5 protein-coding genes are annotated in these 3,631 nt (G+C 49.1%); 4 read left to right on the top strand and 1 reads right to left on the bottom strand.

What is annotated here, in order from left to right:
* The 4 genes from AAH446_RS19515 to AAH446_RS19500 form a co-directional block, all read left to right on the top strand.
* Window positions 1–1,750 (top strand): VENN motif pre-toxin domain-containing protein (locus tag AAH446_RS19515; protein ID WP_342908330.1); only part of this gene is annotated, 1,750 nt, incomplete at its 5' end.
* Complete coding sequence (locus AAH446_RS19510; RefSeq protein ID WP_342908329.1) at window positions 1,747–2,100, top strand: hypothetical protein; 354 nt, start codon at window positions 1,747–1,749, stop codon at window positions 2,098–2,100. The genes AAH446_RS19515 and AAH446_RS19510, both read left to right, overlap by 4 nt.
* 172 nt (window positions 2,101–2,272) lie before the next feature.
* On the top strand, window positions 2,273–2,869 hold the full coding sequence (locus AAH446_RS19505) for an HNH/ENDO VII family nuclease (RefSeq protein WP_342908328.1): 597 nt from the start codon (window positions 2,273–2,275) through the stop codon (window positions 2,867–2,869).
* Window positions 2,870–2,877: 8 nt separating this feature from the next.
* Window positions 2,878–3,297, top strand: coding sequence for an SMI1/KNR4 family protein (locus tag AAH446_RS19500; protein WP_342908327.1), 420 nt, complete (start codon window positions 2,878–2,880; stop codon window positions 3,295–3,297).
* A gap of 149 nt (window positions 3,298–3,446) precedes the next feature.
* Here AAH446_RS19500 and AAH446_RS19495 read toward each other — a convergent pair whose 3' ends face one another.
* Window positions 3,447–3,623 (bottom strand): SymE family type I addiction module toxin, encoded by a 177-nt coding sequence (locus AAH446_RS19495; RefSeq protein ID WP_342908331.1) that lies wholly within the window; start codon window positions 3,621–3,623, stop codon window positions 3,447–3,449.
* Between the last annotated feature and the right edge of the window lie 8 nt (window positions 3,624–3,631).

Genomic DNA, 3,631 nt, shown 5'->3' with positions numbered 1-3,631 from the left:
TCTGGGCGGCAGTGGGCATGCCGAAGGCACCACGCAGGCGGCGGTGGCAGAAGGCACCATTATTATCCGCGACCAGGCCAGCCAGGAGCAGGATCTGGCAGGGTTGAGCCGTGACACGGACCATGCCAACGGCAGCATCGCGCCCATTTTCGATAAGGAGAAAGAGCAGAAGCGGCTGCAGATGGCGCAGATGGCGGGTGAGATAGCGGGTCAGATGGTGAGCATCGTCCAGACGCTGGGCGATGTCAGGGGGCTGGAAGCGGCGAAGAATAAGGGTGTGACAGGCACCGCGAAGGAACTGCGCGAAAGCGCGGCGTACAGAACAGCGCAGCGCGACTACGGCACCGGCGGCAAGTACCAGATGGTGACACAGTCCGTGAGCGGTATCCTGAGCGGGCTGGTGGGCGGCAACGCCATGCAGGCAGCGGCAGGCGGTCTCAACCCGTGGGTGGCGCAGGTTATCAGGCAGCAGACCACCGACGAAAACAATCATGTGAACGTGGCGGCCAATGCGGCGGCGCATGCGGTGTGGGGCGCGGTGGCGGCACAGATGTCGGGCGGGAACGCCGGAGCGGGTGCGGCGGGAGCCTTCAGTGGCGAGCTGGCAGGGCGGTTTATTGCAGAGCATCTTTACGGCGCTGATTCGGCGGAGAAAGTTGCTGGGCTGAGCGAGGAGGAGCGCCATGAGCTGAGCCTGATGAGTACGCTGGCGGCAGGTCTTGCGGGGGGGCTTGCGGGTAACAGTACGGCGGCCACCACTACCGGTGCGCAGGCCGGGAAGAATGCGGTCGAGAATAACTCGTTAAATGCTCAGGATGAGAAGAAACGTCAGGATGCGAAATGGTCGTTACCGTATCTGGAAGGTGAGAAAAAGCAGCAGGCAGAGAAGCTTGTCAGCGACCTGAACGCAAAAGATAAGGCATTTGATGCGGCGCTGGACTCCGCCTGTAAAAATCTTTCATCAACAGCCTGTCAGGGAATGCGGCAGGAACTGTCGGCGATGGCGAAGAGCTACGACGAGCAGATGGATGGCCAGTATGTCGGCACCATGCGGAGCGTGTATGCAGACGGCGCGAAACAGGTTGACGGACAGATGTGGCAGTATGCAAGCGCGGATGCGAAAGCGCAGCGCGAGGCAGATATTGGTCGCATTGCTGAAAACTGGGACGTGAGTAAGGAAACGGCCGCGAGTCTGTATGATGGAATGGCGTTTGTTCACACCACAGCGGCGATTGGTGGCGCGGCATATGGGATGAAGGGAAGCAGTTCAGCCGCAAAAGGAAGCTCTTCTGTAGTCGAGGCAGAAAAAGCAGCGCTAGATCGTATTTCTCAGAACTCGAAAGATACAGTTAATCTTAACTCAAAGCAGAATTATTCGGTGCTTGATCAACAGGCTGCGAAAACCAATGTCATCATAGAACCAGACAAATTGAAATATCTGTTTGGGGAGGTTAACAGTAGTGCTCATAACACGCCCCGCTCAACCCAATTAGCCCAATCGATGTATCGTCTTGGTATACCTTTAGATGATGCAGGAGCTAAGTTAATAATGGAGCATATTTCTCAGGTTCCTAAAACATCAGGAAATATAGTTAATGTTTATTCTAATCAATTTGGTAAATTTGAAGTTAGGGAGTCAATGCTCATGGGGCCATCAGGTAAGGCGGCTAAGCTAGAAACATCATTCCAAATCATGGATGATGGCTCACGTCGATTTATTACTACAATACCGAAGGATGGCAAAAAATGACTTTCATAGAAAAATATCCAGACTCTATAGATCTTTTGTCATTTTTTGAAAGTGAGCCTTTTTTTGCTAATGAAATGGACCATCACTATGGATACGCCTATACCGATAGTAATGGCATGAAGTTGATTTTTTCATATGCTGCCTTGGAGGGATGGATACAAACTATCATCGAGTTTAACGGGGAGAGAATATCTCAACACCTTAGCGAAGGTGTAAGATGTTTTGAAATTAATAGCGAAATAAGAGGTGAATATCTGTCATCTGATATTACCCTTGGCGAAACCGTAACTCAGATGGAGGTTAGATTGAAACCATATATATCCGTTCAGTGGAATACCTTAATAAAATGATGTAGAGAATAATGCGCTGTCCGACCTCACTGATGCTCTGGCCGCAGGCAAATCACCGCAACAGATTGCCAGAGAGCGCAATGAAGAAACGCTCGAAGAGATTAAAAAAGAGCAGTGTGCAGGGCTGAGTGCAGAAGCGTGCTCTGTCAGACTGGAAGCTTACCGGCAGGAAATGGTTGCAGGGGCAGTGTCTCTCGGTCTGGATTTTGTGCCGGTAGTGGGTACGTTGAAAAGCGTGGCGGAAGCAGAAAGTGCGCTTGGATATCTTGAAGCTGTTGCTTCAGTCATTCCGGGTGAACGGATTGCTGGCAAGATATTTAAGGCAGCAAGAGCGGCGCTGAAAAAAGGCGATGTTGCTGAAGCATCGAAGCTGATTAATAAAGCCAGTAATGAAGTCAGCTCGGTTAACTATTTTGGACAGGAACGTAAGTACTGGAGCGCTGATCCGGTTAATATCAATGGGAACAAAGTTTATCAGAGGAACGATCTGTTTGATCCTAAATATGTCGATCCTAAGTCAGGAAAGACAAACTTAGAGTTGATGCAAATTGGTCGCGCTCCAGTTGGTACCGATGGAAAACCTGTTAACTTGCACCACATGCTACAAAAGCAGGATGGCCCGATAGCAGAAGTGACTCAGATTTTTCATAAGGATAATCATAAGGTTATACATATTAATGATAACAGTATACCTTCAGGAATTAATCGCTCAGAGTTCAATAAGTGGCGTTCTGACTACTGGAGACAGAGAGCTAATGACTTTAAATAGGATTAATTATGAAAGATGATTTAGATGATGCTATCAATAATTTAATAACGTTATCTGGCGATGAAAGAAACAATTTACCTTTGCCAGATGATTATCTGATATCTGAGTATGAAAAAAAAACTGGATTTACCTTTCCAGTGGATTACAAAAAATCGCTTAAGAGAGTCGGTAATATATTTTATGGAACTATAGAGCTTTTATCTTTAACAAAAGATAATACATATTATGGCGAATTGGCCTCGGCTTTAGCTGATGCACGACAGCAGGGGTTACCACATGGCTGGTTACCTATCTGTGAAGATAATGGTAGCTATTACTGTATTACTCCTGAAGGAACAATCAGGTACTGGACAACAGATGGTTACAGTAATGATCAATGGCCTAATTTAGCCAACTGGATAAATGAAGTATGGATAGCAGGTAATTAACAAAAAATCCCAGCCAACCGGCTGGGATTTTTACTTTATAACCAGTGAGTTAACCCAGACTGCGCCACTCAACCATCCCTTCCGGGATCTTTCGCGCTCGCTTCTGTGGCGTGGCAACCAGCTCAATATATGCCGCTATCTCGCGCTGTTTACGGGCCGACAGCTTCTTGCAGGCCCGTTTCAGCGTGGTCACCACCTCCGGCTCTGCCGGTTCCGGCTGCGGCTCCTGCCGGGTAATAATCAGACAGTCCTGCATTAACCGGCGTGCCCGTCCCAAACCCGACTTCTTCCAGCCAGTGGCCCTTCAGGTGAATGGACGGCAGCATCAGCCCAG

The sequence above is a fragment of the Erwinia psychrophila genome, from assembly GCF_039023475.1.
In the GTDB taxonomy this organism is placed as follows: Bacteria; Pseudomonadota; Gammaproteobacteria; order Enterobacterales; family Enterobacteriaceae; genus Erwinia.
The sequence above is the reverse complement of the archived record's forward strand: the minus strand, read 5'-3'. Positions and strand labels throughout refer to the sequence as shown.